The organism is Rhizobium sp. AG855 (genome assembly GCF_003610655.1).
GTDB lineage: Bacteria > Pseudomonadota > Alphaproteobacteria > Rhizobiales > Rhizobiaceae > Allorhizobium > Allorhizobium wuzhouense.
Map to the genome: position 1 here is coordinate 2,529,306 of NZ_RAQG01000003.1, position 24,990 is coordinate 2,554,295.

Consider the following 24,990-nt stretch of genomic DNA (forward strand, 5'->3'; position numbering starts at 1 on the left):
CCGCAGCTAGTCGGCAATGGTGCCGTCTGGCCGGTGTGCCGAATGTCGTTTGCCGCAGGTCGCGCCACACCGCTCATTTTCGCCACAGGCCCTTCACGCCGCCACCGATCAGCAGTGTGACATCGATGAGCGAGGCCAGCGGAAAGCCCTGCCCCGCCACCGCGATGTAACGCGGGCGCCAGTCGGGATCGAATTTCTCCTTGAAGGCGCGCACGCCGCGGAAATTGTAGAAGCGCTCGCCATGGTCGAAGACCTGCCGCGCCAGATGGTTCCAGGCCGGCGCGCGGTCATGCGCCGCCAGCCCGGCGAGCGGGGCCATGCCGAGATTGAGGGTGCGGAAGCCCTGATCCTTCAGCGTCTCCATGATCTTCACGAAGAGCAGGTCCATCATGCCGCGATGCACGCCCGGCACATGGCGCATCAGGTCGATGAAGGCATCGCCGTCGGAGGCTTCGGTCATGACGCTGGCAAAGGCGACGATGCGGCCGTGCAGGCGGATGACGGCGACCGGGCTGGCGGCCAGATAATCGGGGTCGAAGGTGCCGAGCGAAAAGCCCTTTTCGGCGGCCTGATGCGCCGACAGCCAGGTGTCGGAGACCGCCTGCAATTCGTCCATGACCGGGATCACGGTCTGCGGGGCCAACCACTCGAAGGTCAGGCCATCGCGTTCGGCGCGGTTGATCGACCGGCGCAGTTTCAGCCAGGCGCCGCCGGCGAGCGAGAAGCGCGTGAGATCGACGACCGCCTGTTCACCGAGCTTCAGCGCCTGCAGGCGCATCTCGACGGCGATCGGCAGGAAATCGGCGGAGACCTGGTAAAACACCGGACGGCAGCGGCGACGCTTCGCCTCGGCGATGAAGGTGGCGACAAGCGGCTGCCAAAGACGCTTCGGCCCGACCGGATCGAAGAGCGCAACCAGCGAGCGCCCCTGGCGGGCATACATCAGGAATGCCTTGCCGCAATCGGAAACCAGCACCTGCTTGTCGCCGAGGCGCACAAGACCGGCTGCCGCTTCGGGCTGACGGGCGAGGATGGCGAGCGCGCGTTCGACGCCCTCCGAGCGCTCCTCCGGCCGCCGGCGACCGGGGCGGCGGATGAACCCGCGCGAGGCAATGACGCCGAAAAGCAGGGACAGGCCAAGCGTGCCCTCCGTCGCGCCGATGCCATGGCGCGCCAGCACCAGATGCCAGCCGAGATTGAGCAGACCTTCATCAAACAGCAGGGGCGAGATCACCGCGAGGCTCGCGCCGGCCGCGAGCCAGAGACCGGGCCGCGGGCCGCGCAAAACCAGCCGGCAGAGCACCGACAGGGCAATTATGGGCAGCGGCCTTGCGCGCGAAGGCAGCGGTTGGGAAGCCGCCAGTTCAACCTCAGACATGGGAGGGGATGTCATTCAACAGGACCGTATGGATTGGAGACGCGTGTTTATTAGATCTTTCGCATGGATCACAGTTTGTGACACCAACGGGTAAACGAGTCGGTAAACCGACGCATAAATTGCGCGGAACATGGGAAATCGCGTCTGGTCAATGACAAAAGAGCCGGTGCGGCGGCGGTCCCCGTCTTTTGGCGACCGGCGGTGGCGGGCGAAGCCCCCACCGCCGAGGCGGGTCTCAGCGCCTGCGCAAGACCTTCGCGGCCAGCGCGAACGGACTGGAGACCGTCCGTGCAGCCGCATCGAAGACAAAGGCACCGGCATCGCCAAGGGATGCGCTGGCTGCCGGCTTGCTGAGCGTGCTGGCAAGCTGCTTCACGTCGAAGAAGCGGTTGTGATTGGTGGCATCGACCGATTCCAGCGAGGAGATGTCGATGATCGTCACGCCGGCTTTCTTGGCCGCATCGGCGACAACGCGATCGCGCACGTTAAGCGCGCCGATACGCTGGGTGCCGGCGCCGAGCAGGCTGGAGACCTGCAAGGCCCGATCGTCGGCCGCAACCAGGATGACGATCGGAATGCGCATCCGGCCGATCACGTCGAGCTGCGCGGTGAAGACGTCGGCGTCGATATCCGGCGCGGCCATGATGACCCGCAACCGATTGAGCACATCGGTGCGGCCTTCGAGTTTGAGCTGCCGCAGCGCCTCGACCGTCAACCAGCCGCCCATGGAATGGGCAAAGACATCCACCTCGCCCTTGCGCGCGGTGACGAGGTCGGCCAGCAGATTGGCGAGCGCATCGCGCGAATAGGTGGCGGATTCCTTGTCGGCGACATAGGCCGGCAAAGCGGCATAAGACGGCCAGGAAAAGACGATCGGCAGGCCGTCGACATTGCTGTCGGTCTTCAGCTGGGCGAGGCGATAAAGCGCTTCCTGGAAATTGTAGTTGTAGCCGTGGACGAAGACGACGGGTGTCGGCGCCTTGGGCGCACGAACGGCGCCGAGCAGACCGGCGCGGTCGAGAACGGACTGCGAGACAACGGCGAAATCGGTGCGGGGGTCCACCGTCTTGCGCTTCGGCCATTCGATGTTGGCCGGCTTGTGATTGGGCGGGATCGAGACGTCGAAGCGGGCGTAATTGGGCTCGCGTGTCTTTTCGACGCCGAAGATGTTCTTGCCCGGCTCTGTTCGGCCACGGGTGGTGACGGAATACAATGTCTCCACGCGATCCGGCTTGAAATCACCAAGGGTGACCGACGACAGCGTTTCGGGCCCCGGACGGCCGGCGCAGGCGCAAAGCAGCTGGACCGAGACAAGGCACAGGACGGCCAGAGTAAGCCGGCGCGCGGGGGACCGACCGGAAAGAGCGCTCTTCATGCTTTTCGTCCTCATGCTGCCCAGCAGTCACGGCCATCCACATGGCGGCCCGTGGCGAGCTATAATGCGGCAAAGGATATTCGCCAAGAGCACAACGCCGGGAGCCGAGCTGTCGCATCCGTCCACTATCGCGGGCGGGCGGAACAGCGCATACATACCCGTTCGGTTATGGGTTATCCCTCAGATTTTTATTTGCGCGCGACAACCTGTTCTGCAACCATAACCATCAAGGGAGAGATTGCCGGCTGGAGGAGACGGCCGTCACCGCGACAGGCCGGCTGATCCCGGTGGCGTGGTGCGGATGCCGGCACCGGCGATTTTCTCCCATATTTCAATATGTTTCTGGGAGGAGACCATGTTGCGCCATTTCCTGCTTGCCGGCCTGTCCGGAATTGCCCTCACATTTACCGGTTTCGCTGCCCATGCGGCGGACGTCACCTTGAAGCTGCACCAGATGCTGCCGCCGCAGGCGACGATCCCGTCCAAGGTGCTGCAGCCCTGGGCCGACAAGATCAAGGCCGAGTCCGGCGGCCGGATCGAGGTCGAGCTCTATCCCGCCATGCAGCTCGGCGGCAAGCCGTCCGATCTGGTCGACCAGGTCAAGGACGGCGTGGTGGATCTGACCTGGACGCTGTTCGGCTACACGCCCGGCCGCTTCCCGAAGTCGGAAGCTTTCGAACTGCCCTTCATGGTGACGACGGCGGAAGCGACTTCGGTCGCCTTCCAGGATTATGCCGACAAGCATCTCCAGGATGAGCTTTCCGAATATCATGTGCTGGCCGTGCATACCCACGGTCCCGGCCTCATCCACACGATCGCCGCCAAGCCGGTGAAATCGCTGGAGGACATGAAGGGGCTGAAGCTGCGCGGCACCTCGAAGGTGGTCAACCAGATGCTGGAGGCCATGGGGGCTTCGCCCGTCGGCATGCCGGTGACGGCCGTACCGGAAAGCCTGTCGAAGAGTGTCATCGACGGCTCCGTCGTTCCGTGGGAAGTGACGCCGGCGATCAAGATCGCGGAACTGGCGCCGAACCACACCGCCTTTTCCGGCAGCACCGGGCTCTATACCGGCACTTTCGTCTTTGCGATGAACAAGGACAGCTACGATGCGCTGCCCGATGACCTGAAGACGGTGATCGATGCCAATTCCGGCAAGGAATTGGCCCGCCTCTTCGGCAAGGCGATGGACGAAGGCGATGTGCGCGGCAAGGACATTGCCGACAAGGCCGGCAACACCACCTTCACGCTGGACGAGACCGAAACCGCGCGCTGGAAGGCGGCCGGCGAAGCCGTCACCAAGGCCTGGATCGCCGACATGGATGCCAAGGGCCTCGATGGCACCGGCCTCTACAAGGATGCGACCGCGCTGATCGCCCAGTACAGCAAATAAACCAGCGTCTTCATCTCCGGGCGTCCTGTCGGAGGCGCCCGGAGTTTTTTTCCGCCTGCCAGAGGACGACCGATGGACCTGCCCGCCTCTTCCGCCTTTCTGCGTTTTGAAAAGGCGACCTATGCCCTTGCCCATGCTCTCGTCGGCTTTGGCGGGCTCTGCCTGGTGATCGCCTGCGGGCTGACCGTCGCGTCGATCGTCGGCGGACTTGCGATCCGGCCTTTGCCGGGCGAAATCGAGCTGGTCGAGGTTCTGTGCGGCCTCGCGGTCTTCGCCTTCCTTCCCTATTGCCAGCTCAAACGCGGGCATGTCGGCGTCGATATCCTGATCTCGGCCTTCGGGCCGAAGGCGATGAACTGGACCCAGCTGATCGGGGACGTGATCATCGCTGTGTTGATCGGCGTTGTGACCTGGCGCCATGTCATCGGCACGCTGGACAAACTCGGCAATGGCGAGACGACGCCCCTCCTGCTCTTTCCCGTCTGGTGGGGTTTTGCCATCGGGGCGGCGCTGCTGATTGCCAATCTCTTCGTCTGCCTCTTCATCATTTTTGCCGACATCCGGGATATCCGCGATCGTCGCACCATTGTCGCATCGCTTGGAGCCCATTGATGAGCAGCGTCGAAATCGGCCTCTGGTCCTTCCCCGTTCTCATCCTTCTGATCTTCCTGCGCGTGCCGATCGGGGCGGCCATGCTCGGCACGGGCATCGTCGGGACCTATCTGGTCCTCGGCAAATGGACGCCGATCCTGGCGCAGATGAAGGTGCTCGCCTGGAACACCAATGCGAATTATTCCCTGTCGATCATCCCGCTCTTCCTGCTGATGGGCCAGTTTGCCGCGCGCGGCGGCATGAGCCAGTCGCTGTTCAACGCGGCCGCCGCGTTCCTGGGGCATCGCAAGGGGGGCGTCGCCATGGCCGCCGTCGGCGCCTGTGCGGGCTTCGGTTCGATCTGCGGCTCGTCGCTCGCAACGGCTGCAACCATGGCGCAGGTGGCGCTGCCGGAACTGAAGCGCAACGGCTATGCCGGCGGGCTTGCCACCGCGACGCTTGCCGCCGGCGGCACGCTCGGCATTCTCATCCCGCCGTCTGTCGTTCTCGTCATCTATGCGATCCTGGCCGAACAGAACATCGCCAAGCTCTTCCTTGCGGCCTTCGTGCCCGGCATCATCGCGGCGCTGTCCTATCTTCTGGTCATCGCCATCTATGTCCGGGTGAGGCCGGAAAGCGCCGGCAACGCCGCGCGGATTCCCTGGGGCGCGCGGGTTCCGGCCCTGATCGCCGTCTGGCCCGTGGTCGCGATCTTCTTCCTCGTCGTCGGCGGGATCTATCTCGGCTGGTTCACCCCGACCCAGGCTGCGGCCATCGGGGCGGCCGGTGCGGGCCTCGTCGCCTTCATCAATGGCGGGCTCGACCGCAAATCGCTGTTCGACTGCTTCAAGGAGACGGCGGTTTCGACCGGCATGATCTTCTTCATCATTCTCGGTGCTTCGGTCTTCAACTCCTTCCTCGCCTTCTCGCGTCTGCCGCAGGTCGGTGCGGAATGGGTGACGGCGCAGGGTTATGCGCCGATGACGGTGCTAATCATCATTCTCCTGCTCTACATCGTCTTCGGCTGCATCATGGATTCGCTTTCCATGATCGTGCTGACCATTCCGATCTTCTTCCCGATCGTGACGGCGATGGATTTCGGCATGAGCCCCGAGCATTTCGCCATCTGGTTCGGCATCCTGGTGCTGATGGTGGCCGAGATCGGCATGATCACGCCACCAGTGGGATTGAACCTCTTCATCATCTCGGCCATGGCGCGCGACGTGCCGATCCGCGACACCTACAAGGCGATCGTGCCCTTCGTCACGGCCGACCTGTTGCGCATCGTGCTGCTCACGACGTTTCCGATCATCTCGATCTTCCTGGTGTGAGGGCGGGTCGCTCAAGCTTTCCCCACGTCTCCGGTTGGTCCGGACGGCAGCGCAGACACGGACGGAAGCCGCCTTCACGGGCGGCTTCGACCGTTTCATGGAAGACGACGTTTTCCGGCCTTGCCGGGCGTGAGGGACAGGACGGGCGGCAGACGATGCCGGTCGAGAGGACGCCATAGACGAAGTGACCGTCCATGGATCTGTCGCGGGTTTGGATCGCTGTCCAGCGGGTATCTTCGGTCGGGTCATGGCTCACGCAGGGCCTCCTTGCAGCTTTGTGGCCCGAGCATGCTCAGAGACGGTGCAGAAGGCCACCCGTTTCCTGCGCTGATCATCGGCAGTTTTCGGATGACGCCGGCAGACGAAGCGCTGTAGGTATCGGTTTTGTGCACAACCGAATCCGAGGCCCATGGAAACGTCGCTCTATCTGCCGGTCAAAGGCTTCCTCGAAACGGCCGGCTATACCGTCAAGGGCGAGATCGGCGGTTGCGATCTGGTCGGCCTCAGCGACGAGGACCCTTCCATCGTGGTGATCTGCGAATTGAAGCTCAGCTTCAACCTTGAGCTCATCCTGCAGGCGGTGGACCGTGCCTCGGTCGCAGACGAAGTGTGGATTGCGGCGCGTGTCTCGGCCAAGGGAAAGGGACGCGAGGCCGACAAGCGCTACCGCGATCTCTGCCGGCGGCTGGGGTTCGGCATGCTTGGCATTACCGATAAGGGCGAGGTCAGCGTCATCGTCGGCTCGGTGACGCCGATGCCCCGGACCAATCCGAAACGGCGCTCGCGGCTGATGCGCGAGCACCAGCGGCGCAAGGGCGATCCGGCTGTCGGCGGCAGCACAAGGACGCCGCTGATGACGGCCTATCGCCAGCAGGCACTCGGCTGTGCCGTGGCGCTTTCCTCGGGGCCGCTCAAGGTGCGGGAGATCAGAGCAAGCGTTCCCGAGGCCGGAAAGATCCTGCAGGGCAATGTCTATGGCTGGTTCGAGCGGGTGGAACGGGGCGTCTACGGATTGACGCCTTCGGGGCACGAGGCGCTGGCGCGGTGGCAGCCGAGTGACGCGGAATCGCCCCTCACGCCTTTCGCGTAAACAGGATCACGGCAAACAGCAGGACGCCGGCGAAGGTCACCAGCGAGGAGACCGCAACGACGGGCTCGAGCGCGGTATTTCCGGTCAGCATCAGGAAGAGCGATGGGCCCATGACCAGGATGCCGAGCGTGTAGACCATGTACTGGATCTTCGCGATCCGGCTTGCGGCCTGCATCGGATTGAACGCGTAGTAGAGGCCGAAGATCGACATGGTGACCCAGCCGAGCAGGTTGATATGCGCATGCGCGCCGGTCGCCTCGAACTGGTGCGTGATCGACATGTAAAGACCGACACAGATGCCGGCGATCAGAAACAGGATTGCGGTCCGGAAATACCAGACGGACAGTTGTGGCATGGTGTTCTCCCCCCTCCAGAAGCCTATTGAGATTAGCACCACCCGCGCGCCGCGCAACAGATCTGATCATCGTCAAATGCTGAAGCATGACGCCCAGGATCCCCCGCAACGCCGGGCGCGCATCTGCCACAACCATCGACCGGGAAGCGCCGGATAGATATTTGTCTATTGATTTTATAGAATTTAAGCGATAGAAGGCATTCTTTTCGTCCTCGCCCAGCGGCCGCACCCTCGCCGTGCCGGGACCGACGGGACGTTATCGCGCATATGCTCATCTGCGTAGAGAGATTTGCTCTCCACCCGTGCGCAGTTGAAAGGCGATTCCTGTCTTGTGGATGCGTTCGCGGTGATAATTCAGCACAGTCAGCAGGATTATCGTGATGCCATCCACCCGTGCCGCAGAGTTTGCCTCCTCCCTCGATCGCCAACTCGCCTCGCTCTCGCTTCCGGAACGGCTGCGCCTCGTCGCGGGGCTTGACGGCCGCGCCGTGTTCACCACGTCCCTCGGGATCGAGGACCAGGTGATCACCGCCGCCATCGGCCTTGCAGGATTGCCGATCGATGTTTCGACGCTGGAAACCGGGCGCCTGTTCAAGGAGACGGTCGACCTGATGGCCGAGACCGAAGAGCGCTTCGGCATCGCCATCCGGCGCTTTCATCCCAAGCCTGACGACATCGATGCCTATGCGGCGAAGTATGGGCTCAACGGCTTTTACGAGAGTGTCGAAGCCCGTCACGCCTGCTGTCATGTGCGCAAGCTGGTGCCTCTCGCCGAGGCGCTTGACGGCGCCCGCTTCTGGATTACCGGCCTTCGCCGCTCGCAGTCCGGCAATCGCGCCGCCACGCCGTTTGCCGAATACGATGCCGAGCGTGACCTGATCAAGGTGAACCCGCTGGCCGACTGGTCACTCGACGAGATCAACACTTACGTCGAGGCCGAGAGCGTGCCGACCAATCCGCTGCACCGCAGAGGCTATCCCTCGATCGGCTGCGAGCCCTGTACCCGCGCCATCAAGCCGGGCGAGCCGGAGCGAGCCGGGCGCTGGTGGTGGGAGAATGACGAGAAGCGCGAATGCGGGTTGCACGTTCCGGAGGCTGCGGCCTCCGCGATCCCGACGCCGGCTTGAACTGATTTTGCTCCGGTAGCTGCCCCTCATCCCCCTGCCGGGACCTTCTCCCCGCAGGCGGGGAGAAGGCGGGAGCCGCCGACGGCGCCGCGAGTCTCTTCTCCCCGCAGGCGGGGAGAAGGTGGCGGCAGCCGGATGAGGGGCAACCCCAGAAGACAATGCGGGCGAAAGCCCAAAGGAAGAAAAATGCACGTACACACATCCGAATTCGATCCGCATTCGAAGGATCCCGTCACCAAGCCGCCGCTCGATCCGCATCTGAAGGCGCTGGAAAACGAGGCGATCTATATTTTCCGCGAAGTGGCCGCCGAGTTTGAAAAGCCGGTGATGCTCTATTCGATCGGCAAGGATTCGTCGGTGCTCCTGCATCTGGCGCGCAAGGCCTTCTTCCCCGGCCGCGTGCCCTTTCCGCTGCTGCACATCGACACCGGCTGGAAATTCCCCGAGATGATCGCGTTTCGCGATGCGACGGCAGAGAAGTTCGATCTCGACCTGATCGTGCACACCAATCCGCGCGGCAAGGAAGAGGGCATCGGCCCGTTCAGCCATGGCTCGGCCTATCATACCGATGTGATGAAGACGGAGGCGCTGCGCCAGGCGCTCGATGCCGGCAAATATGACGCAGCCTTCGGCGGCGCGCGCCGTGACGAAGAGGCCTCCCGCGCCAAGGAGCGTATCTATTCCTTCCGCACGCCCGACCACAAATGGGACCCGCGCAACCAGCGCCCGGAACTGTGGAACATCTATAACGGCATGATCCGCCGCGGCGAAAGCGTGCGCGCCTTCCCGCTGTCGAACTGGACCGAAGTTGACATCTGGCGCTACATCCAGGCCGAAAACATCGAGCTGCCGCCGCTCTACTACGCCAAGCGCCAAAAATACGTCGAGCGCGACGGCATGCTGATGTGGGCGGAAGATCCGCGCTTCGAAGCATTGCCCGGCGAACAGATCCAGGAAGGCATGCTGCGCTTCCGCACGCTCGGTTGCTGGCCGCTCACCGGCGGCATCCGCTCCCATGCGACCACCCTCGACGAGGTGATCGCCGAACTCGAAATCGCCACCGTCTCCGAACGCCAGGGCCGCGCCATCGACCGCGACCAGGCCGGCTCGATGGAAAAGAAGAAGCGCGAAGGATATTTCTGAGATGACCGCAGCTGCCAATACCGCCCTCGCCGCTGAACTCCTCGAGGCTCCCCAGGCCGATGCAGCACCTCTCGTGCGCGATTCGCGCCCGTTGCGGCTGATCACCTGCGGCTCGGTCGACGACGGCAAGTCGACGCTGATCGGACGCCTGCTCTGGGACACCAAGGCCGTCAAGGAAGACCAGGCCGCCAGCCTGCGTCGCGATTCCGGGCAACAAAACGATCTCGGCCTGCCGGACTTCGCCCTTCTGCTCGACGGACTTCAGGCCGAGCGCGAACAGGGCATCACCATCGATGTCGCCTATCGCTATTTCGCCACCGACCGCCGCTCCTTCATCGTTGCCGACACCCCCGGCCACGAACAGTATACCCGCAACATGGCAACCGGCGCCTCGACGGCGGATCTGGCGATTCTGCTGGTCGATGCCCGTGCCGGCCTTCTCGAACAGACCCGGCGGCATGCCACCATCGCCTCGCTGATGGGCATCAAGCAGTTCGTGCTGGCGGTGAACAAGTTCGACCTCGTTTCCTACGACAAGGCGGTGTTCGACCAGATCAGCACCGAGTTCAAGGCCCTGGCCCTGACGCTTGGCGTGCGCCAGGTGACGGCCATTCCGATGTCGGCGCTGAAGGGCGAAAACGTCGTCTACTCCGCCGGTGCCGTGATCCCGTGGTATGAAGGCCCGACACTGGTGGAAACGCTGGAACTCGCGACACTGCGCTCCGGCCAGTCGACCGGCTTCCGCCTGCCCGTCCAGCGCGTCTCGCGTCCGGGCGAAAGTTTTCGCGGCTACCAGGGCACGGTGGCCGGTGGCGCGGTAAAGCCCGGCGACAGCGTTGCCATCCTGCCCTCCGGTCAGGTGGCGAACGTCAAGCAGATCGTCACCTTCGACCTGGTGCGCAATGCGGCCGTTGCCGGTGACGCGATCACGCTGGTGCTCGACCGCCAGGTGGACGTGGCGCGCGGCGACATGATCGTCTCGCTCGACGCCCAGCCGCAGACAGGGCTTGCCTTCGATGCGCAGCTCGTCGCGTTGCAGCCCGACGGCATCGTGCCCGGCAAGCGTTACTGGCTGAAGGCGGGTTCGCGCCGCCAGCGCGTGCAGGTGCAGCCGGTGCAGCAGCTCGACCTCAAGTCCGGCAAATGGCTGGCGGCCGAGATGCTGCAGATGAACGCGATCGGCAAGGTGCATCTCGCCTTTGACGAAACCGCGATCTTCGACCCTTACGAGCTCAACCGCGGCACCGGCGCCTTCATCCTGATCGATCCCGACACCAACAACACCGTGGCGGGCGGCATGATCTCAGCCAAACGGACCGATCTCGGCGGGCTGAATACCCATGAGGGACGCGTGATCCTGTCACTGCCGGCGGATCTTGCCGAACAATTGCTGGCAACGGAGCTGCTCGCCAACCGCCGCGACGAGGTGGAGACCCGCCGGGTCACCACATCCGCCGCGCGCCAGCTGCTCGACGACATCGACGGCTGAGGCTCAGGCCATTTGACCGACAGAACAGATGGCCTGCCCCGCGCAGGCCATTTTTGATATATATCAAGAATTGCCCGTACACCTCCACGCAAGTTTTCCGAGCTATCACTTAGCCTCGTTGCAAGGAGACGGCGGGACGAATGCATTCGGGTCAAGGCGGAGAGAATTGTGGTCAGGCGCTACTGAGCCTCGCCGAGGTTCTTTCCATCAGCGGCATCACGAAGCTGGTCCTGCATGCCTGGGAACGCCGCTACGGCATAGAGCCGACGCAACGCAGCGGGACCGGCCGACGCTTCTACACCGCCGAACAGGCCGAACGGCTGCGACTTCTCAAAGTCTGCAGCGATGCCGGGCATCGGATCGGCAATCTCATCACGCTGCCCTTGGACGAACTGCAGCGGATCGAGACCACCCAAATCGAGCGCGAACGGAATGCACCGCTGATCGCGGCCATCCGGGCCATGGACGGGGAGGCGTTTCGCAACCTGCTTCTGGCCCGGGCCGAGAGCGAAGGTCCGGACGTCTTCCTCGATACAACCGCCCTGCCCTTGTTGCGGGACATCGGAAACCTGTGGTCGGAAGACGAGCTGTCGATTGCCGCCGAACATCTGGCGACCGCGACGCTCAAGCGGCTGCTGGGAACCATGTTTGACACCAGCCCCCGACCGGGCGCGGACGCTCCCCGCCTGATCACGGCGACACTGTCCGGCGAGGAGCACGAGATCGGGGCGCTCGCCGCCGCATGGATCGCCCGCCTGCATGGGTGGGACAGCCTGTGTCTCGGGCCCAATCTGCCGCCGGAAGAAGTTGCAGCAGCGGCTGAGACACGACAGGCGCGCATGGTCTGCATCAGCGCCGTGCATGGCAAGCCGGCCCGGCTGGAGGCCGGTCTTCGCCAGTTGCGCGGTGCGCTGCCCAGGGCGATACGCCTGGTGACGGGCGGACCCGCCTATGCCGCGATGCCGGCACTCGACCGCGTTTCCTACCTGCCGCATTTCGACGCTTTTCGGCAGATGGTCGAAGCCGAACGCTGAGCGCGGCTGGTCGTCAGACCCAGGGTCAGCGCAGCCGTGACAGGCGGCAGAGAAAGCCTTCTACAAATTTAGGGAGACCAGACGACGGGACCGGCGCGCGATGCCTTGGCGCCGGCAGACCTGCCCGATCAGCCTGTCGGCCCCTTCGGCGCGTTGCGGGCCGTCGACTGGCGGGCGATCAGCTGGAAGCCGAGATCCACCACGGTTGGCGCCTGGCGGCCGCCACCCGTCGCGCGGATCAGCATGTCGGCCGCCCGGTAGCCGATCTCGTAGCGCGGCAGGCGCACCGAGGTGAGCGAGGGAAATGCGACGCCGGCATAGTCGAAATCGTTGAAACCGCAGATGCCGAATTCGTTCGGAACGGAACGGCCGCGCCTCTGGCATTCGAACAGGGCGCCGAGCGCGAGATCGTCGCTATGGCAGAAGGCAGCATCCGCATCCGGATGATCGCTGAGCAGGCGATCGAGCAAATGAGCGCCGAGCCCGACGCTGGTATAGCTGTCGATCGACAGGACAAGGGACGGATCGAACAGGCCTTCTGCCTCCAGGACCGACTGAAAGCCTTCTAGCCGCCGCTTGGACCTGTTGTCCCAGCTGGCGCCCAGCATGGCGATGCGCCGGTAGCCCTGCTCCAGCAGATGGCGGGTCGCCGCCTCGGCGGCCAGACGGTGATCGATGCCGACAGCCATTTCCGCCGGCGCGTGGCTGACATCCATGATCTCGACCACCGGACAGGGCGCACGGCGCAGCAGGTCGTCCAGGGCCGAATCATGCTGCAGGCCGACATAGATGATACCGGCCGGGTTCTGGGAGAAGAAGAAGCGCAGCTTGCGGCCATCGTCATTCCGTCCGTCACCGGGGTTGGCATACTGGATGCGCAAATCGGTGGAGCGAACGCGGTCCTCGATGCCGCGCATGACGGCGATGAAGGCATAGCTGGTGAGACCCGGCGTCAGGACCCCGATCAGGCCGCTGTCCTTGCTGGCGAGCGCCCGCGCCGCCATGTCCGGCACATAACCCATCTGCTCGACGACGCGCAGGATCGTCTCGCGCAGCGCCGGCGACACTTTCTCCGGCTCTCGCAGGGCACGCGATACGGTGATCGCACTCACACCAGCAGCCTGGGCGACATCGGAAAGCGTAACTTTTTCATGGCGGTGACGCCGCCGTCGCGTGCCTGGAATCATGATCGTCAATTTAGCAGATTATTCAACCGATGGTAGGCCAATCTGAAGACATCGCTGCGAATTGACAGATGCCAAACAATAAAGCGATTTCTTAAATACCCGTGCGTGCAATAGGTTGACGCTCTAAATCCCGGGTTAGCTCCACCACGGCTTCGTTATCGAATACAACTGTGGGTCGGACACACCAATATTGCTTGGCTTGCCCGAGCAAGCCGGCGCGGTCATCCGGGGATGGCGCCCGTGGGACGTCGCGGGACGCATCGCGTCATTTGAGACGGCTGCGGATGGCAAAAACGAAAAAACCCTGCCGAAGCAGGGTTTTCAAGCTGGTCGGAGTGGAGTGATTCGAACACTCGACCCCCACGTCCCGAACGTGGTGCGCTACCAGACTGCGCTACACTCCGTGACCAGCGGCGCCTCTATAGACCAGCGATTTTGCGAGTACAAGCATGGACACGACAAAATCACGACAGAAAGATGTTTTTTTTCACGGCAGCTGTCGAAAGCCCCGTATTTCCAGGATCTTGAGGGATCAAACCCGCGTGCAAACCGGGATGCCTTCCTCGCTTTCGGCATTCCGCCCGGTCCGCTTCCTCGGCCAATTTGGGGGCGTGTGGCACGATCGAGGTGTCGCGGACCGGCGCCCTGTGGAACAACCCGGCCTTCCGTTACGTTGCGCAGACGCATCAGCTGGAAATTTTGCGGTGTGCGAACGGCCGGGACAATTTCCCCTGCCGCCGTTTGACGCTAAGGCAGGTGTGGATCGCGCGACCGGCAGCGCGCCGCAGGACCAGGCCGGAAGACCGCACATTCAGGGTGCAAGGGGCAGCAACAATGACATTCCGCAACATGCTGACGGCAGGCCTCATGGCCGCTCTCGGACTGGCAGCCACAGGCTGCACGACCACCGGCGTTCCCCAGAACGAGGTCGAGGCCCGCTGGAACGGCCAGCAGGCCGGCGCGTTCTTCGCCCGGTTCGGACCTCCCGTCACCGACGCCGTTGCCGGCAATTCGACCCTCTATACCTGGCGCGGCGGCAACAAGACCCGCGTGATCCCGGCGACCTACGAGGATCTCGGCAATGGCAAGAAGGGCAAGCTGCTGACCCAGGCGCGCACGCAGTATATGCGGTGCGAAGTGCAGCTGACGGTCTCTTCGGATTACGTCATCCGCAGCATCCGCACCGTCGTCGACCGGCCCGGCATCAATGGCGGCAAGAGCTACTGCGCCGAATTCCTCGCCGCCGACTGAGCCTCTGGCAGCCCAAAATTCAAAGCCTCCGGTCCATCACGGGCCGGAGGCTTTTTTTTGCCCTTACGGGCAGTCGTCATCGATGGGAGAGGACCGGCTGCATGCCGGTGTCAGTCGGTGGAGCCCGCAACGGGAGGACGCCGTGGATGACGCCCTCCCCCGATACGCGAGACTGAAACCGATGCGCTTCTCGACGCTATACCCTGATGGAAGCGGTATGGTTATAGCGAGATCAAGGTTAACACTATCCTTACATACGGCGGATTTTATGGTTAATTTTCCGTGACTTGCGCGCGGGATCGGGCGGCGTGCGGGACAGACGGCCGGCATGGATCTTCGGGTCCACTTGGGGTTTAAATGCGCTCAAATCCGGGAAAAGTCGCGGCTTCGTTTCGATTTCCGCTTGACGATGTTCATGGAATGTTCGCATCTTCTCACATGACCCGGACACTCGATACCCTCGGCAAAGCGCTCCGCCACAACATGCTGGTCGTGGCAACCTGTCGTGACTGCGAACGCCAAGCCCGCTTCCTCGCCCGCGACCTCGCCACCTTCTACGGCCAAGGCCGCGACCCGCATTCGCTAAAATTCCGCTGCACAGCGTGCGACAGGCACAATTGCAAGATCACGCTGATGGACAATCCGTACGATCGCACGCCCGAGACGGTCGTCTGGCGGCCGGTGAAGGTGAAGCTTTGAGGGATGGGGGGATTAAAAAAGGGGATCAACGGCTGACGGTGTTTTGCCGGGCAGTCGGTTTCAAGTCCGTGGCTTCGGTATAAGGGCCGCACGGTCACAAGAGGACGTGGCTGGGGCGCCAGGATTCGAACCTGGGAATGCCGGTACCAAAAACCGGTGCCTTACCGCTTGGCGACGCCCCAACAGATTGCGTGCTCAAGGTCGCGCCGCAAATCGCCGCCTGATTAGCAAAGGCAGAGCCGAGCGGCAACAGGTCTTGTCGACTGGTCGGGCGATTTTTGCGGAACGATGACGGCGGTCGGTCGTTTGCCTGTCATCCCCCGAGCCAAAGAGAGACGAAAGGACCCATCATGCCGTCGATTACATCCGCACGCATCCTCATCCTTGCCACCCATGGATATGAGCGTTCCGAGCTGCGCGTGCCGCTCGAAAAGCTCTCCGCCCGCGGCGCCAAGGTGTCGATCGCTTCGCTGGAAAAGGCGCCGATCAAGAGCTGGGACAACGAGAACTGGGGCGACACCGTCGAGGTCGACCTGACACTGGACGAAGTCTCGGTCGAGGATTTCGATGCCATCGTTCTGCCCGGCGGGCAGATCAATCCGGATCTGTTGCGCAAGGAGCGCAAGGCGGTCGACCTCATCTCGGCCTTCGTCGCATCCGGCAAGACCGTGGCTGCCGTCTGCCATGCGCCGTGGCTGCTGATCGAGGCCGGCGCGGTCAAGGGCCGCAAGGCAACCTCGTTCAGCTCGATCAAGACCGACATGATCAATGCCGGCGCCGACTGGCGCGACGAGGCTGTGGTGACCGACCAGGGCATCGTCACCTCGCGCAATCCCGGCGATCTCGATGCCTTTGTGTCGAAAATCGTCGAGGAAATCGAGGAAGGCCGCCATCAGCGCCGCGCGGCCTGAACCGGTCGGGCGCCATACAAAGGCCGCAGGTCATCTGCGGCCTCATCCAGAGCCAATGGGGCTCGGCGATTTTCGCCGGGCCCTTGTTCTTGTGACGGTCGCTCCACCGCCCGGATGACCGACATCCGCCCGCTTCGCTTGACTGCGAACAGGCCGCTCCACCCTCCCCCACTCGGAGGAACCCAGCGGCACCGCGATCAGGATGCCACAACCGGCCGGCCGCGACCCGCCGCACCGGTCGCCGGCTCTGCCCAGCGTCCGCTCCCGTGACACGATCAGGTGAAGATCAATCCCGATGAATTGGCTTTGCCGCGAGGAGGAGCGCGCACCTGCCACTGCTGCGGCTTCGTCGCCCTCAGTCTTCCAAGGTGCCTGCCCGGACGGCACGCGTGTCCCGGTCACCGTCTCGTCATTCCAGGCTCCTCATCCGGGGTCCGTCATCCGGGGATCGCCGGCACCTCGCGGCGCAGGTCCGGTTCGTCGTGGATGAAGGTGAGCTGGAGGGTTGCCATGCGTTCCGCCTCGGGATGGCCGCCCAGGTCATGCGGCACGTCGACCGTGATGCCGGCCCCGCTCAGGGCTTCGGCAAAGGCGGGGAATGCACCGGCGGGCAAGGTCAGACGGATGGTGTTCATCAGGTTGGAATACATCCTGGTGTCGTCGATCCAGCCCCCAAGCCGGTTCACCGTGTCGAAGACCAGTTGGGTCGCAAGCCTGCGCTCCAGCCGTGTCACGCCCGTCATCATCACTATGGCGCCCATCGCCTCATCTCCTTTGCGCCCCGCAGTTTGGCGCTCGGCGGTGACAAATCAAGTCCATTGTGAAATAGGCTTGGAGGCAATGGGAGCGGCGGACGGCAGGCATGAAGAAACAGCGGCAGCGCGGCGGACAACAGAAGCGACGGGCGACACCGGCGTTGGCCGGGACGACACCCCTCGCCAATGGGGCGACGGTGGACGCAGTGCGGCCGGCCGGCGCTGATGCGGCGGGCCGAAGCGGGCAAAGCGCTGCAGGCGCCCGCTTTCACGCCGGCATCCAGACGCGCGGCTTCAAGCTGGCGCTCGCGCTGTTCCTTGCGGGCGTGCTGCCGGTCGCCCTTGCGCTCTCCATCCCGCATGACTTCGCCTTCTTCGAGCTCGGTTTCCTGTTCACCCTGTCGATCTACGACCTGGTGCTGGCGATGCTCGGCTTGTCGGTGGTGGTCGGCATGGCGGAGCGCGGGCGGGAGATCGGCTGGATCGCCGGCACCTTTCTCGGCGTGCTCCTGCCGATGCTGCTGCTCTTCGACACGATCTTTCCGATCATCCTGCAGAGCCCGCTCGGCGACGAACTGTTCCTAATTGCGCCGGTGGCCGTTCTCTTGGCGGGCGTGGCCTTGTGGCTGCCGCAGCGGTTTCGCGTGGTGGGCGCAGCGCTTGCGGCAGCCGTCGTCGCGCTCTCGCTGTCGCTGTTCATCGGGCTCGACGATTTCGGCATCGGGATCAAGGAGTTTGCCTTCACCGCCGTGCTCGGCGCGCTGTGGATCCTGCTGTCGCCGGGCCTGCTGCTGCGGCCGTTTCGCGGGGCGTGGCTCACCATCCCGGCGCGCATTATCGGCTCCTGGCTGGTGGTGATCGCCATCATCGTGACGGTCTCGCTTTACGTGCCGCTCACACCCGAGCCGCAAATGCCGCTCGGCGATCCGAGCGCACCTGACGTGATGATGCCCGGCATCGGCTCTCTCGACTCGCCGAGCCTGGCGCCGCTCGATCCCGCGATCGAGGAGGGTCTGGAAGACGCGCCCGGCGGCGACGGCTCCGACCTGTTCCTGCCGCGCGAGGAGGACCCCGCGCCTTGAGTGATCGCCACGGGTATCGGGATATCGACGCCTCCCGGCCAAGCGGTTACACAAGGGGGCTCTTCGTTCTCCTGATTCCGGTGCCGCCTGCATGATCGTCCGCTACGACCGTCCCGTGTCCCGATCCGCCTTTCTTGCGCGGCGACTCGCGCTGTTTGCGCTGGTGATGGTGTTGCTGGTGATCGTGGCGCATCGGTTTGGCTTCCTGAAAACACCGGATTTCGTCGCGCTGGTGCTGGTTGCGGCTTTGCCGGCCGCCTTTGCCGTGCCGCTGGCGCTGATCGGGCTGATGCGGCTCTGGCAGATCGGGGCTCTGGGCGGGATCGCTGCCGTTCAGGCGCTCGCCTATGCGGCCCTGCCGCTGGCACTGCCCGGATATGGCTATTTCCTCTATGAGAGCCGGCCGATGCTGACGGAGGTGTCAACCGATCTCAACGACCGGCCGGCCTGGGTTTCCGTGCCGGAGGCCGACCAGCAATTCCTGCCCCGCCCGCCGCTTTCGGTCGTGGCCAGCACCTTGCAGGCAGAGCATTACCCGGGCCTCAACGGCCGGCGTTACGAGGGCGCGATCGACCGGGTCTATGAGGCCGTGCGCAAGGTGGCGGTGGCCAACGGGCTGGTGGTGACCGCCAGCCGTGGCGAAGCGGAAGCCCTGCCGGACCTGCAATTGCGCCCGGCGGAAGACGGCACGACCGCGACACCTCCGGCATCGGCCTCAACCGGCACACCCCCGGCCGAGGAAGCCCTGCCCGAGAGTGGCCCGCTGCCGATGCCGCGTCCGGATGCCATCTCGGCCCTGATCGCCGCAGCCGAGGCCGGCCCGGCAGAACCGGACGGCGAAGCGCGGCTGCAGCTTGCGACAAAGACCTTTCTGCTCGGGCTTCCCTTCGATGCCGTGGTGCGGCTGAAGGAAGAGGCGGAAATGACGCTGGTCGACATCCGCGTCGCCGCGCGCTACGGGCCGCACGACCTCGGCTTCAGCGACGAGATCGCCGAAGGATTTCTGCATGCCCTGGATGCCGAACTGCTGGGGATTGCCGGGAATTGAGGAAGGGCCCACTCGCCCCATCTGTGGGGAAGATGTCGGCGCGGCCGCCAGAGGGGTCGAACTGGACAAGGCGGCGGCTCGGAGCGCGGGTTAGATCAATTCCGTATTTCCTTGGAAACACAGAACCGATCTAACTCTTTGTTATCAAGCGATTTTGGATTACCTTGCGATGGTCGCCAAAGCGAGCAGCTCGCTTATAACTTGGACCGATCCTTGTCTCGTCTCCATTTGATGAGATAGGCAAAACCGGGTCCGATCAGCGCTCCTCCCGTCATCCATTGGGCCAATGTCAGCGGCTTTTCGTCGGGATCATGCCCCGTCACATAAAGGAGGAGCAGAAACGCGGCGGCACCCGCAAACATGAGAATAATCGGGAATAATATGCTTTTACGAAACCCTTGCGTCATCGTGTTTCCTATCGTTCAAAGTCTTTGAGTGGGTGGCCTGCACCACAACCGCAGAACGCGGCCCATCGCATACATACCAACAAAAGCAGCCATTTTCCCCCTGAGTTCTGCACCACGCATTTTCGCATCGCCATGACAAGGCATAGGGAATTGAAGACCTGACGCTACGCTGCACCGCTCAAGGCCAGGGCCTCAGCGGACCACAGACGCACTGCCTCGCTCCCCTCACCGCGCCCGCGAGCGACTTCTGATCTCGTCCCTGATGGGACCCCCTCTGTCCTGCCGGGCATCTTCCTCATACGGCGGGTGAGCGGATGAATGCTGGCCACGTGCGATTAGGCAGGCCAATACTCGCCCAACAGCTTCGGCGGCCCATTGGTCGCGATCAAGCCCTTCTCCACGAGATCTTCGATATGGGCGAGTACCGAAAGCGCGGCTGCCCCATGCAGGCGCGGATCGGTTGCGGCATAGATGACCTTGACCATGTCCGATATCAGGCGGTCGCCTTGCCGGATACGCTCAAGCACCGCTTGCTCGCGCATCAGGCGATGGGTGCGCAGCGCGCGGACGAATGTCTGGGGATCAGTGACCGGGCCGCCATGGCCCGGGAGATAAAGACTGTCCCTGCGCTCCACGAGCCGGTCAAGCGAGGCCATGTAGTCGCTCATCGCGCCATCCGGGGGCGCGACGATCGAGGTGGCCCAGGCCATGACGTGGTCGGCGGAGAAGAGGATGCCGGTGTTTTCGAGGGCGAAGGCTGCGTGGTTGGCCGTGTGGCCGGGCGTGTGCACGGCGGTGAGGCGCCAGCCATCCCCCTGGATGGCCTCGCCATCGGCGAGCGCCAGATCGGGCACAAAATCCGTGTCGGAGCTTTCGGCGAAGGGGTTCACCTCCCCCTCGAAGAGCGGGCGCGACGGGCGATGCGGACCTTCGGCGACAATGATCGCCCCGGTCGTCTGCTTCAGCCGGCGGGCGAGCGGGGAATGGTCGCGGTGAGTGTGGCTGACAGCGATGTGGGTGACATCCCTGCCCGCGAGCGCCGCCATCAGCGCCTCGAAATGCGTTTCATCATCGGGACCGGGGTCGATGACGCAGACGGATTTCTGGCCGACGATGTAGGTGTTCGTGCCGTGGAAAGTGAAGGGGCCGGGATTGTTGACCGTGATCCGTTGCACCCCCTCGGCCACAGGCACGGCCACGCCATGCTGCGGGTCGAAGGCGGTGACGAAGTGCGGCAAGGACGGATCGTCGCTGCGGCTCATTTATACTCGATCTCGACAAAGCTCATGGGCTCGGTGCCGCCATTGATGACATTGTGCTCGACACCGGCATCCCGGCGATAGGCCTCGCCGGCCTTCGACGTCACGCGGCGTTCGCCGGCGGCATCCTCGATCAGGAAATGGCAGTCGGTCATCGGCACGACGACATAACCCAGGCCATGAGTGTGATGGCCCGTCGCGGCACCGGGTTCGAAATCCCAGCGGATGATGCGGGTGACCGCATCGTCGAGGATCACGGTGGGGATGGCGGGCGGGCGGGCGGAATAGCCGGGCATGGGGTGTCTCCGTGTGGGACCGACGAGGGGCGACGCGCGTGATGACGGCCTGCGTCATGGGAGCGCGAGCCTAGCTTCTGCCTTACCCCGCGACAACAGCGGAAATCGGACGCCAGGAGGCAATCGCCTGTTTCTGCTCAACTTCGTAGCGCGAGGGCGGCACGCCGACGAACCGGGTGAAGGCGGTGGAGAAGGCGCTGGCGGAGCCGTAGCCGATGCGCTCGGCGATCTCCTGCATGCCGAGCACCTGGTCGCGCAGATGATCCTTGGCGAGCGCCATGCGCCAGGCGGTGAGATATTCCATCGGCGGCAACCCGACTGCGGCGCGAAAGCGCTTGAAGAAGGCGGAGCGGGAGAGCGCCGCTTCCCGGGCCAGGCTTTCGATCGTCCAGTCGCGCGCGGGATCGGCGTGCAGACGGCGGAGGCTCGCTGCCAGACGTTCATCGGCAAGTCCGCGCAGGATGCCGGTCGGGGCCTTCTCGCTCGGGGCAATGCGCAGGGCTTCGAGCAGGATGACATCGAGCAGGCGGGCGAGAACCATGTCGCGTGCCGGACGCGCCGCGCGGATCTCATCGGTCAGGAGGCCGACAAGGGTGGAGAGGCGTTCGGCGCCGCGCACATGCAGGAGGCTCGGCAGAAGCGAGACCAGCAGGTGCGCATCGGGCGAGCCGAAATAGAAATGTCCCACCAGCAGGCGCGCATTGGCCGGCGCTTCGAGATCACCATGGCAGACTTCGCCGGGCGCAACCGGAATATCTGCGCCGATGCTACCCTTTTCGGGCAGACCCAGGACATGAAAATCGAAAAGGGCGGGCACGAGCACGAAGTCCCCGGCCTTGATCTCCATCGGCGGAAGACTGCCGACGGTGAGGCGGGCGGAGCCATCCAGCACCACGCAATAGAAGGGTTCGCCGGTCAGTTCGCGCGAGACCTGCCAGGCGCCGAAGCCGCGGGCGATCTTGCCATGGCCGGCGCGCGGACGCAGCAGCGAGACGATTTCGGCCAAGGGATCGCTCAAACGACACTCCTGATAAAGATTTGGACACTCCGCATGATAGAGGATTTCGCATCGCCCGGATAGCCTGGGATCAGTTCAACAGACAGGAGACGAAGATCATGAACAGCATCCTGATTACCGGCGCTTCGGCGGGCTTCGGCCTTGCAACGGCCAAGCTCTTTCTCGATCGCGGCTGGCGGGTGATCGCCGGCATGCGGACACCACGCGCGGACCTGCTGGCCCCCTCCGACCGGCTGCAGGTGGTGGCGCTCGACGTGACCGATCCCGACAGCATCAAAGCGGCGGTCGAACAGGCCGGGCCGATCGACGTGCTCGTTAACAATGCCGGCATCGGCTGGATGAATGCGGTGGAGGGCACCGGTGGAGACACGCTGCGTGCGCTGTTCGAAACCAACACATTCGGGCCGGCGGCAATGATGCAGGCGGTTCTGCCGCAGATGCGGGACCGGCGCTCCGGCGTGATCGTCAATGTGTCCTCCAGCGTGACGCTGAAGCCGCTGCCGCTGCTGTCGGCCTATACGGCGAGCAAGGCGGCGCTGAATGCGCTGACGGAGGTTTCGGCGCTGGAACTCGCGCCCTTCGATATCCGGGTGCGGATCGTCCTGCCCGGCCGCGCGCCGACCACCGGCTTTGGGGACACGGCCCGCACCAAGGTGCAGGAACAAGGCGGCTTCCCGGAAGCCTATCTGCCCGTGGTAAAGGCCGTCATGGACGCCTGGGCGAGCGAAAGCGAGGCCGAGGTGACGAAGGCAGACGATGTCGCGGAAGCCGTGTGGCAGGCGGCGACTGATCCAACAACGCCGTTGCGCATTCCGGCAGGAGCCGATGCAGTGGCTCTGGCGGGCTGAGACTCGGCTTCGGCGGGAGGGCGGCGGGGTCGTTCCTCCCTACCCTGCCGCTGCCGCCGAGCCCCCCACCTCAATGGAGGTGCCTGAGCTTGTCGGGGTTGCGCATGACATAGATGGCGGTGATCGCGCCATCCGCAATCTCCAGCGCTGTCGTCTGCAACTCGCCGTCCGCCTCCCGTGTCACGAAGCCCGGCAGGCCGTTAATGAGGCCGACGCGCAGGAGGTCTGATCCCGCAGGCCAGACCTTTTCGGCGAGATAGGTATGGACCTTCATCACGGCGGCATGGCCGAGGATCGGGGCGATCGCGGCCGAGCGCTTGCCGCCGCCATCGGAATGCAGGCCGACATCGGCTGCGAGCATGGCGGCAAGCGCCGTCATATCGCCGCTGCGCGAGGCGGTGAAGAACGCCTCCGCCATCTCCAGCCCACGCTTGGCGTCGACTGTGTAGCGGGTCCGTTCTTCCCGCACGTTCCGGCGTGCCCTGGCTGCCAGCTGGCGGCAGGCCGCCACGTCGCGATCCAGCGTCTCGGCGATCTCCTCGAAGGGCTGGCCGAAGACATCGTGGAGCAGCAGGGCCGCCCGCTCCAAAGGCGACAGCCGTTCCAGCGCGAGCATCAGCGGCAGGGTGACATCCTCGGGCTCGTCCTCCTCTTCGACCACGGGTTCCGGCAGCCAGGGACCGATATAGGTCTCGCGTTTCAGGCGGGCCGATTTCAGCTGGTCGAGGCAAAGCCTCGTGACGACGCGGCGGAGAAACGCTTCGGGCTCGCGGATCTCGCGGCGATCGGCCCTCATCCAGCGGATGAAGGCCTCCTGCAGCATGTCTTCGGCATCTGTCACCGAGCCCAGCATGCGATAGGCGAGCCGCATCAGCTTCTGCCTCAACGGATCGAAGCTCGCCGCCGCATCTGTTTGCTCGGAGGACAACATCAGGCGGCCACTCCCTGGGCTCGGGTTGCCGGTGTCTCGATCCAGAGGCCGAAGCCGACGGCAAGCCTGTTCCAGCCGTTGATGACATTGATCATCAGCGTCAGCTTCACCTGCTCCTCCTCGGTAAAGGCCGCCTGCAGATCCCGGAGTGCCGTCTCCTGCGGATGGCCGGCTGACAGCGTGGTCAGGGCTTCTGTCCAGGCGAGGGCCGCCCGCTCACGCTGCGTATAACACGGCGCCTCGCGCCAGGCCGAGAGAAGATAGATGCGTTGTTCGGTCTCGCCCTGGGCACGGGCTTCCGCCGCGTGCATGTTCAGGCAATTGGCGCAGGCATTGATCTGGGAGGCACGGATCTTGACGAGTTCGATCAAGCTCGGTTCGAGGCTTGCGGCGATGTCGGTCGACACGGCCATCCACTTCTTCATCAGCGTGGGGGAGGCTGCGAAAGGATCGAGTGTTGCGGTCATGATGTCGGTTCCTTCTGTTGGGGACGACATCATGACGAGCGGGGGATGGTCAATGTGACATGGGGCGGGGATTTTTGTTGGTTGGGGGCGATAGAGTGATATTCTGCGGCACCACCAGGAATGATCATCATGTCCAGACATGAGACAGTGACCATCACATTGCCGACCGAGCTTCTCGACCTTATCCGCTTGAGGGTGGAGGCGGGGGCTTATGCCGATGAGAGCCACGTCGTTTCGGAGGGTTTGAGACTGCTTGCGTCAAATGAGGACGCGCTGGAGGACTGGCTTCGCAACGAAGTGGCGCCGACTTATGACCGCGCGGAGGCCGAACCCGAAAGTTTGCAGGATCTCGATGCTGCGTTCGATGGCATTTCTCGATGAGCTGCGAAGCGGCAAGGCATCGGCTGCGGAATGAGATATCGGCTTCGCCCAAAGGTCAACATTGGACAGGTGCCCTGAGTATTTATACTGTAAGAGCGTTATGTCTCCAGCTAATTCTCTTGGAAGCACTATCTAGCCGAAACAAAA

General features: G+C 63.9%; 27 protein-coding genes and 2 tRNA genes. 15 read left to right on the forward strand and 14 right to left on the reverse strand.

Translation table 11 applies throughout. From position 1 onward, the window contains the following. Window positions 1-73: 73 nt before the first annotated feature. The gene (locus DFO46_RS12555) at window positions 74-1,378 is read right to left on the reverse strand and encodes a phosphatidylglycerol lysyltransferase domain-containing protein (protein ID WP_120277524.1); all 1,305 of its coding nucleotides are present in this window, start codon (window positions 1,376-1,378) and stop codon (window positions 74-76) included. Window positions 1,379-1,613: 235 nt separating this feature from the next. After that, complete coding sequence (locus DFO46_RS12560; RefSeq protein ID WP_120277525.1) at window positions 1,614-2,753, reverse strand: alpha/beta fold hydrolase; 1,140 nt, start codon at window positions 2,751-2,753, stop codon at window positions 1,614-1,616. Between the two features lie 355 nt (window positions 2,754-3,108). Here DFO46_RS12560 and DFO46_RS12565 point away from each other — a divergent pair, with 355 nt between their 5' ends. From DFO46_RS12565 to DFO46_RS12575, 3 genes are all read left to right on the forward strand, one after another. Continuing rightward, a complete protein-coding gene (locus DFO46_RS12565) occupies window positions 3,109-4,143 on the forward strand; it encodes a TRAP transporter substrate-binding protein (RefSeq protein ID WP_110789512.1) in 1,035 nt (344 codons plus the stop codon). 72 nt (window positions 4,144-4,215) lie between these two features. Then, the gene (locus DFO46_RS12570) at window positions 4,216-4,755 is read left to right on the forward strand and encodes a TRAP transporter small permease (protein WP_110789513.1); all 540 of its coding nucleotides are present in this window, start codon (window positions 4,216-4,218) and stop codon (window positions 4,753-4,755) included. Then, a complete protein-coding gene (locus DFO46_RS12575; RefSeq protein WP_120277526.1) occupies window positions 4,755-6,065 on the forward strand; it encodes a TRAP transporter large permease in 1,311 nt (436 codons plus the stop codon). Before DFO46_RS12570 ends, DFO46_RS12575 begins: the two co-directional genes overlap by 1 nt. Here the strand turns inward: DFO46_RS12575 and DFO46_RS12580 are convergent. Further along, the gene (locus tag DFO46_RS12580) at window positions 6,043-6,321 is read right to left on the reverse strand and encodes an Ada metal-binding domain-containing protein (protein ID WP_245422568.1); all 279 of its coding nucleotides are present in this window, start codon (window positions 6,319-6,321) and stop codon (window positions 6,043-6,045) included. The genes DFO46_RS12575 and DFO46_RS12580 overlap by 23 nt on opposite strands. 153 nt (window positions 6,322-6,474) lie before the next feature. Between DFO46_RS12580 and DFO46_RS12585 the strand changes: the two genes are divergently transcribed. Then, window positions 6,475-7,155, forward strand: a complete 681-nt coding sequence (locus DFO46_RS12585) for a DUF2161 domain-containing phosphodiesterase (RefSeq protein ID WP_120277527.1) — start codon at window positions 6,475-6,477, stop codon at window positions 7,153-7,155. On the opposite strand, the gene DFO46_RS12590 is transcribed toward DFO46_RS12585, so the two are convergent. Next, window positions 7,139-7,510, reverse strand: a complete 372-nt coding sequence (locus DFO46_RS12590) for a hypothetical protein (RefSeq protein ID WP_110789517.1) — start codon at window positions 7,508-7,510, stop codon at window positions 7,139-7,141. The two genes, DFO46_RS12585 and DFO46_RS12590, sit on opposite strands and share 17 nt — an antisense overlap. Window positions 7,511-7,890: 380 nt before the next feature. Here DFO46_RS12590 and DFO46_RS12595 point away from each other — a divergent pair, with 380 nt between their 5' ends. The 4 genes from DFO46_RS12595 (at window position 7,891) to DFO46_RS12610 (ending at window position 12,303) form a co-directional block, all read left to right on the forward strand. Then, window positions 7,891-8,637 carry a phosphoadenylyl-sulfate reductase gene (locus DFO46_RS12595; protein ID WP_183041889.1) on the forward strand — a complete coding sequence of 249 codons (747 nt, stop codon included), beginning with the start codon at window positions 7,891-7,893 and terminating at the stop codon, window positions 8,635-8,637. 186 nt (window positions 8,638-8,823) lie between these two features. After that, entirely contained in the window at window positions 8,824-9,780 is a 957-nt protein-coding gene (gene cysD / locus DFO46_RS12600) for a sulfate adenylyltransferase subunit CysD (protein WP_120277529.1), read from the forward strand. Window position 9,781: 1 nt separating this feature from the next. Continuing rightward, complete coding sequence (cysN, locus tag DFO46_RS12605; protein ID WP_120277530.1) at window positions 9,782-11,269, forward strand: sulfate adenylyltransferase subunit CysN; 1,488 nt, start codon at window positions 9,782-9,784, stop codon at window positions 11,267-11,269. A 140-nt stretch (window positions 11,270-11,409) separates the two neighbouring features. Beyond that, window positions 11,410-12,303, forward strand: a complete 894-nt coding sequence (locus DFO46_RS12610; RefSeq protein WP_120277531.1) for a cobalamin B12-binding domain-containing protein — start codon at window positions 11,410-11,412, stop codon at window positions 12,301-12,303. Between the two features lie 128 nt (window positions 12,304-12,431). Here DFO46_RS12610 and DFO46_RS12615 read toward each other — a convergent pair whose 3' ends face one another. Together DFO46_RS12615 and DFO46_RS12620 are read right to left on the reverse strand one after the other, a co-directional pair. Beyond that, window positions 12,432-13,490, reverse strand: coding sequence for a LacI family DNA-binding transcriptional regulator (locus tag DFO46_RS12615; protein WP_110790330.1), 1,059 nt, complete (start codon window positions 13,488-13,490; stop codon window positions 12,432-12,434). A 327-nt stretch (window positions 13,491-13,817) separates the two neighbouring features. Continuing rightward, window positions 13,818-13,894: transfer RNA gene (locus DFO46_RS12620), tRNA-Pro, on the reverse strand. 430 nt (window positions 13,895-14,324) lie between these two features. On the opposite strand from DFO46_RS12620, the gene DFO46_RS12625 reads away from it, so the two are divergent. Together DFO46_RS12625 and DFO46_RS12630 are read left to right on the forward strand one after the other, a co-directional pair. Further along, a complete protein-coding gene (locus tag DFO46_RS12625) occupies window positions 14,325-14,741 on the forward strand; it encodes a hypothetical protein (protein WP_110789522.1) in 417 nt (138 codons plus the stop codon). A gap of 420 nt (window positions 14,742-15,161) precedes the next feature. Beyond that, window positions 15,162-15,440, forward strand: coding sequence for a hypothetical protein (locus tag DFO46_RS12630; protein WP_147412763.1), 279 nt, complete (start codon window positions 15,162-15,164; stop codon window positions 15,438-15,440). A 107-nt stretch (window positions 15,441-15,547) separates the two neighbouring features. Here the strand turns inward: DFO46_RS12630 and DFO46_RS12635 are convergent. Beyond that, window positions 15,548-15,622 (reverse strand) — tRNA-Gln (locus DFO46_RS12635). 168 nt (window positions 15,623-15,790) lie between these two features. On the opposite strand from DFO46_RS12635, the gene DFO46_RS12640 reads away from it, so the two are divergent. Further along, window positions 15,791-16,351, forward strand: coding sequence for a type 1 glutamine amidotransferase domain-containing protein (locus DFO46_RS12640; protein ID WP_120277533.1), 561 nt, complete (start codon window positions 15,791-15,793; stop codon window positions 16,349-16,351). Window positions 16,352-16,788: 437 nt separating this feature from the next. Here the strand turns inward: DFO46_RS12640 and DFO46_RS12645 are convergent, their stop codons facing one another. Further along, complete coding sequence (locus DFO46_RS12645) at window positions 16,789-17,112, reverse strand: hypothetical protein (protein ID WP_120277534.1); 324 nt, start codon at window positions 17,110-17,112, stop codon at window positions 16,789-16,791. 101 nt (window positions 17,113-17,213) lie between these two features. On the opposite strand from DFO46_RS12645, the gene DFO46_RS12650 reads away from it, so the two are divergent. Both DFO46_RS12650 and DFO46_RS12655 read left to right on the forward strand, forming a co-directional pair. Further along, window positions 17,214-18,188, forward strand: coding sequence for a hypothetical protein (locus DFO46_RS12650; protein ID WP_183041890.1), 975 nt, complete (start codon window positions 17,214-17,216; stop codon window positions 18,186-18,188). Between the two features lie 91 nt (window positions 18,189-18,279). Next, window positions 18,280-19,236 (forward strand): DUF1499 domain-containing protein, encoded by a 957-nt coding sequence (locus tag DFO46_RS12655; RefSeq protein WP_120277535.1) that lies wholly within the window; start codon window positions 18,280-18,282, stop codon window positions 19,234-19,236. Window positions 19,237-19,430: 194 nt separating this feature from the next. Here the strand turns inward: DFO46_RS12655 and DFO46_RS12660 are convergent, their stop codons facing one another. From DFO46_RS12660 to DFO46_RS12675, 4 genes are all read right to left on the reverse strand, one after another. Beyond that, complete coding sequence (locus DFO46_RS12660; protein WP_110789547.1) at window positions 19,431-19,643, reverse strand: hypothetical protein; 213 nt, start codon at window positions 19,641-19,643, stop codon at window positions 19,431-19,433. Between the two features lie 335 nt (window positions 19,644-19,978). Beyond that, on the reverse strand, window positions 19,979-20,905 hold the full coding sequence (locus DFO46_RS12665) for an MBL fold metallo-hydrolase (RefSeq protein ID WP_120277536.1): 927 nt from the start codon (window positions 20,903-20,905) through the stop codon (window positions 19,979-19,981). Then, window positions 20,902-21,198: a cupin domain-containing protein gene (locus DFO46_RS12670; RefSeq protein ID WP_110789549.1), complete on the reverse strand. Its 297-nt coding sequence runs from the start codon at window positions 21,196-21,198 to the stop codon at window positions 20,902-20,904. The genes DFO46_RS12665 and DFO46_RS12670 overlap by 4 nt, the downstream gene beginning before the upstream one ends. Before the next feature lie 82 nt (window positions 21,199-21,280). Next, the gene (locus DFO46_RS12675; protein WP_120277537.1) at window positions 21,281-22,216 is read right to left on the reverse strand and encodes an AraC family transcriptional regulator; all 936 of its coding nucleotides are present in this window, start codon (window positions 22,214-22,216) and stop codon (window positions 21,281-21,283) included. Between the two features lie 98 nt (window positions 22,217-22,314). Between DFO46_RS12675 and DFO46_RS12680 the strand changes: the two genes are divergently transcribed. Next, entirely contained in the window at window positions 22,315-23,064 is a 750-nt protein-coding gene (locus DFO46_RS12680) for an SDR family oxidoreductase (RefSeq protein WP_120277538.1), read from the forward strand. Between the two features lie 70 nt (window positions 23,065-23,134). On the opposite strand, the gene DFO46_RS12685 is transcribed toward DFO46_RS12680, so the two are convergent. Then, window positions 23,135-23,995 carry a sigma-70 family RNA polymerase sigma factor gene (locus DFO46_RS12685; protein ID WP_120277539.1) on the reverse strand — a complete coding sequence of 287 codons (861 nt, stop codon included), beginning with the start codon at window positions 23,993-23,995 and terminating at the stop codon, window positions 23,135-23,137. Continuing rightward, window positions 23,995-24,462 (reverse strand): carboxymuconolactone decarboxylase family protein, encoded by a 468-nt coding sequence (locus DFO46_RS12690; RefSeq protein ID WP_120277540.1) that lies wholly within the window; start codon window positions 24,460-24,462, stop codon window positions 23,995-23,997. The genes DFO46_RS12685 and DFO46_RS12690 overlap by 1 nt, the downstream gene beginning before the upstream one ends. 129 nt (window positions 24,463-24,591) lie before the next feature. Between DFO46_RS12690 and DFO46_RS12695 the strand changes: the two genes are divergently transcribed. Continuing rightward, the gene (locus DFO46_RS12695; RefSeq protein ID WP_120278247.1) at window positions 24,592-24,843 is read left to right on the forward strand and encodes a type II toxin-antitoxin system ParD family antitoxin; all 252 of its coding nucleotides are present in this window, start codon (window positions 24,592-24,594) and stop codon (window positions 24,841-24,843) included. The last annotated feature ends 147 nt before the right edge of the window (window positions 24,844-24,990 follow it).

Bases quoted from the DNA above. Each gene is read 5' to 3' on its own strand.
- DFO46_RS12555 (WP_120277524.1), bottom strand. From the start codon at position 1,378: ATGTCTGAGGTTGAACTGGCGGCTTCCCAACCGCTGCCTTCGCGCGCA.
- DFO46_RS12560 (WP_120277525.1), bottom strand. From the start codon at position 2,753: ATGAAGAGCGCTCTTTCCGGTCGGTCCCCCGCGCGCCGGCTTACTCTG.
- DFO46_RS12565 (WP_110789512.1), top strand. From the start codon at position 3,109: ATGTTGCGCCATTTCCTGCTTGCCGGCCTGTCCGGAATTGCCCTCACA.
- DFO46_RS12570 (WP_110789513.1), top strand. From the start codon at position 4,216: ATGGACCTGCCCGCCTCTTCCGCCTTTCTGCGTTTTGAAAAGGCGACC.
- DFO46_RS12575 (WP_120277526.1), top strand. From the start codon at position 4,755: ATGAGCAGCGTCGAAATCGGCCTCTGGTCCTTCCCCGTTCTCATCCTT.
- DFO46_RS12585 (WP_120277527.1), top strand. From the start codon at position 6,475: ATGGAAACGTCGCTCTATCTGCCGGTCAAAGGCTTCCTCGAAACGGCC.
- DFO46_RS12590 (WP_110789517.1), bottom strand. From the start codon at position 7,510: ATGCCACAACTGTCCGTCTGGTATTTCCGGACCGCAATCCTGTTTCTG.
- DFO46_RS12595 (WP_183041889.1), top strand. From the start codon at position 7,891: ATGCCATCCACCCGTGCCGCAGAGTTTGCCTCCTCCCTCGATCGCCAA.
- cysD (WP_120277529.1), top strand. From the start codon at position 8,824: ATGCACGTACACACATCCGAATTCGATCCGCATTCGAAGGATCCCGTC.
- cysN (WP_120277530.1), top strand. From the start codon at position 9,782: ATGACCGCAGCTGCCAATACCGCCCTCGCCGCTGAACTCCTCGAGGCT.
- DFO46_RS12610 (WP_120277531.1), top strand. From the start codon at position 11,410: ATGCATTCGGGTCAAGGCGGAGAGAATTGTGGTCAGGCGCTACTGAGC.
- DFO46_RS12615 (WP_110790330.1), bottom strand. From the start codon at position 13,490: ATGATTCCAGGCACGCGACGGCGGCGTCACCGCCATGAAAAAGTTACG.
- DFO46_RS12625 (WP_110789522.1), top strand. From the start codon at position 14,325: ATGACATTCCGCAACATGCTGACGGCAGGCCTCATGGCCGCTCTCGGA.
- DFO46_RS12630 (WP_147412763.1), top strand. From the start codon at position 15,162: ATGTTCGCATCTTCTCACATGACCCGGACACTCGATACCCTCGGCAAA.
- DFO46_RS12640 (WP_120277533.1), top strand. From the start codon at position 15,791: ATGCCGTCGATTACATCCGCACGCATCCTCATCCTTGCCACCCATGGA.
- DFO46_RS12645 (WP_120277534.1), bottom strand. From the start codon at position 17,112: ATGGGCGCCATAGTGATGATGACGGGCGTGACACGGCTGGAGCGCAGG.
- DFO46_RS12650 (WP_183041890.1), top strand. From the start codon at position 17,214: ATGAAGAAACAGCGGCAGCGCGGCGGACAACAGAAGCGACGGGCGACA.
- DFO46_RS12655 (WP_120277535.1), top strand. From the start codon at position 18,280: ATGATCGTCCGCTACGACCGTCCCGTGTCCCGATCCGCCTTTCTTGCG.
- DFO46_RS12660 (WP_110789547.1), bottom strand. From the start codon at position 19,643: ATGACGCAAGGGTTTCGTAAAAGCATATTATTCCCGATTATTCTCATG.
- DFO46_RS12665 (WP_120277536.1), bottom strand. From the start codon at position 20,905: ATGAGCCGCAGCGACGATCCGTCCTTGCCGCACTTCGTCACCGCCTTC.
- DFO46_RS12670 (WP_110789549.1), bottom strand. From the start codon at position 21,198: ATGCCCGGCTATTCCGCCCGCCCGCCCGCCATCCCCACCGTGATCCTC.
- DFO46_RS12680 (WP_120277538.1), top strand. From the start codon at position 22,315: ATGAACAGCATCCTGATTACCGGCGCTTCGGCGGGCTTCGGCCTTGCA.
- DFO46_RS12685 (WP_120277539.1), bottom strand. From the start codon at position 23,995: ATGTTGTCCTCCGAGCAAACAGATGCGGCGGCGAGCTTCGATCCGTTG.
- DFO46_RS12690 (WP_120277540.1), bottom strand. From the start codon at position 24,462: ATGACCGCAACACTCGATCCTTTCGCAGCCTCCCCCACGCTGATGAAG.
- DFO46_RS12695 (WP_120278247.1), top strand. From the start codon at position 24,592: ATGTCCAGACATGAGACAGTGACCATCACATTGCCGACCGAGCTTCTC.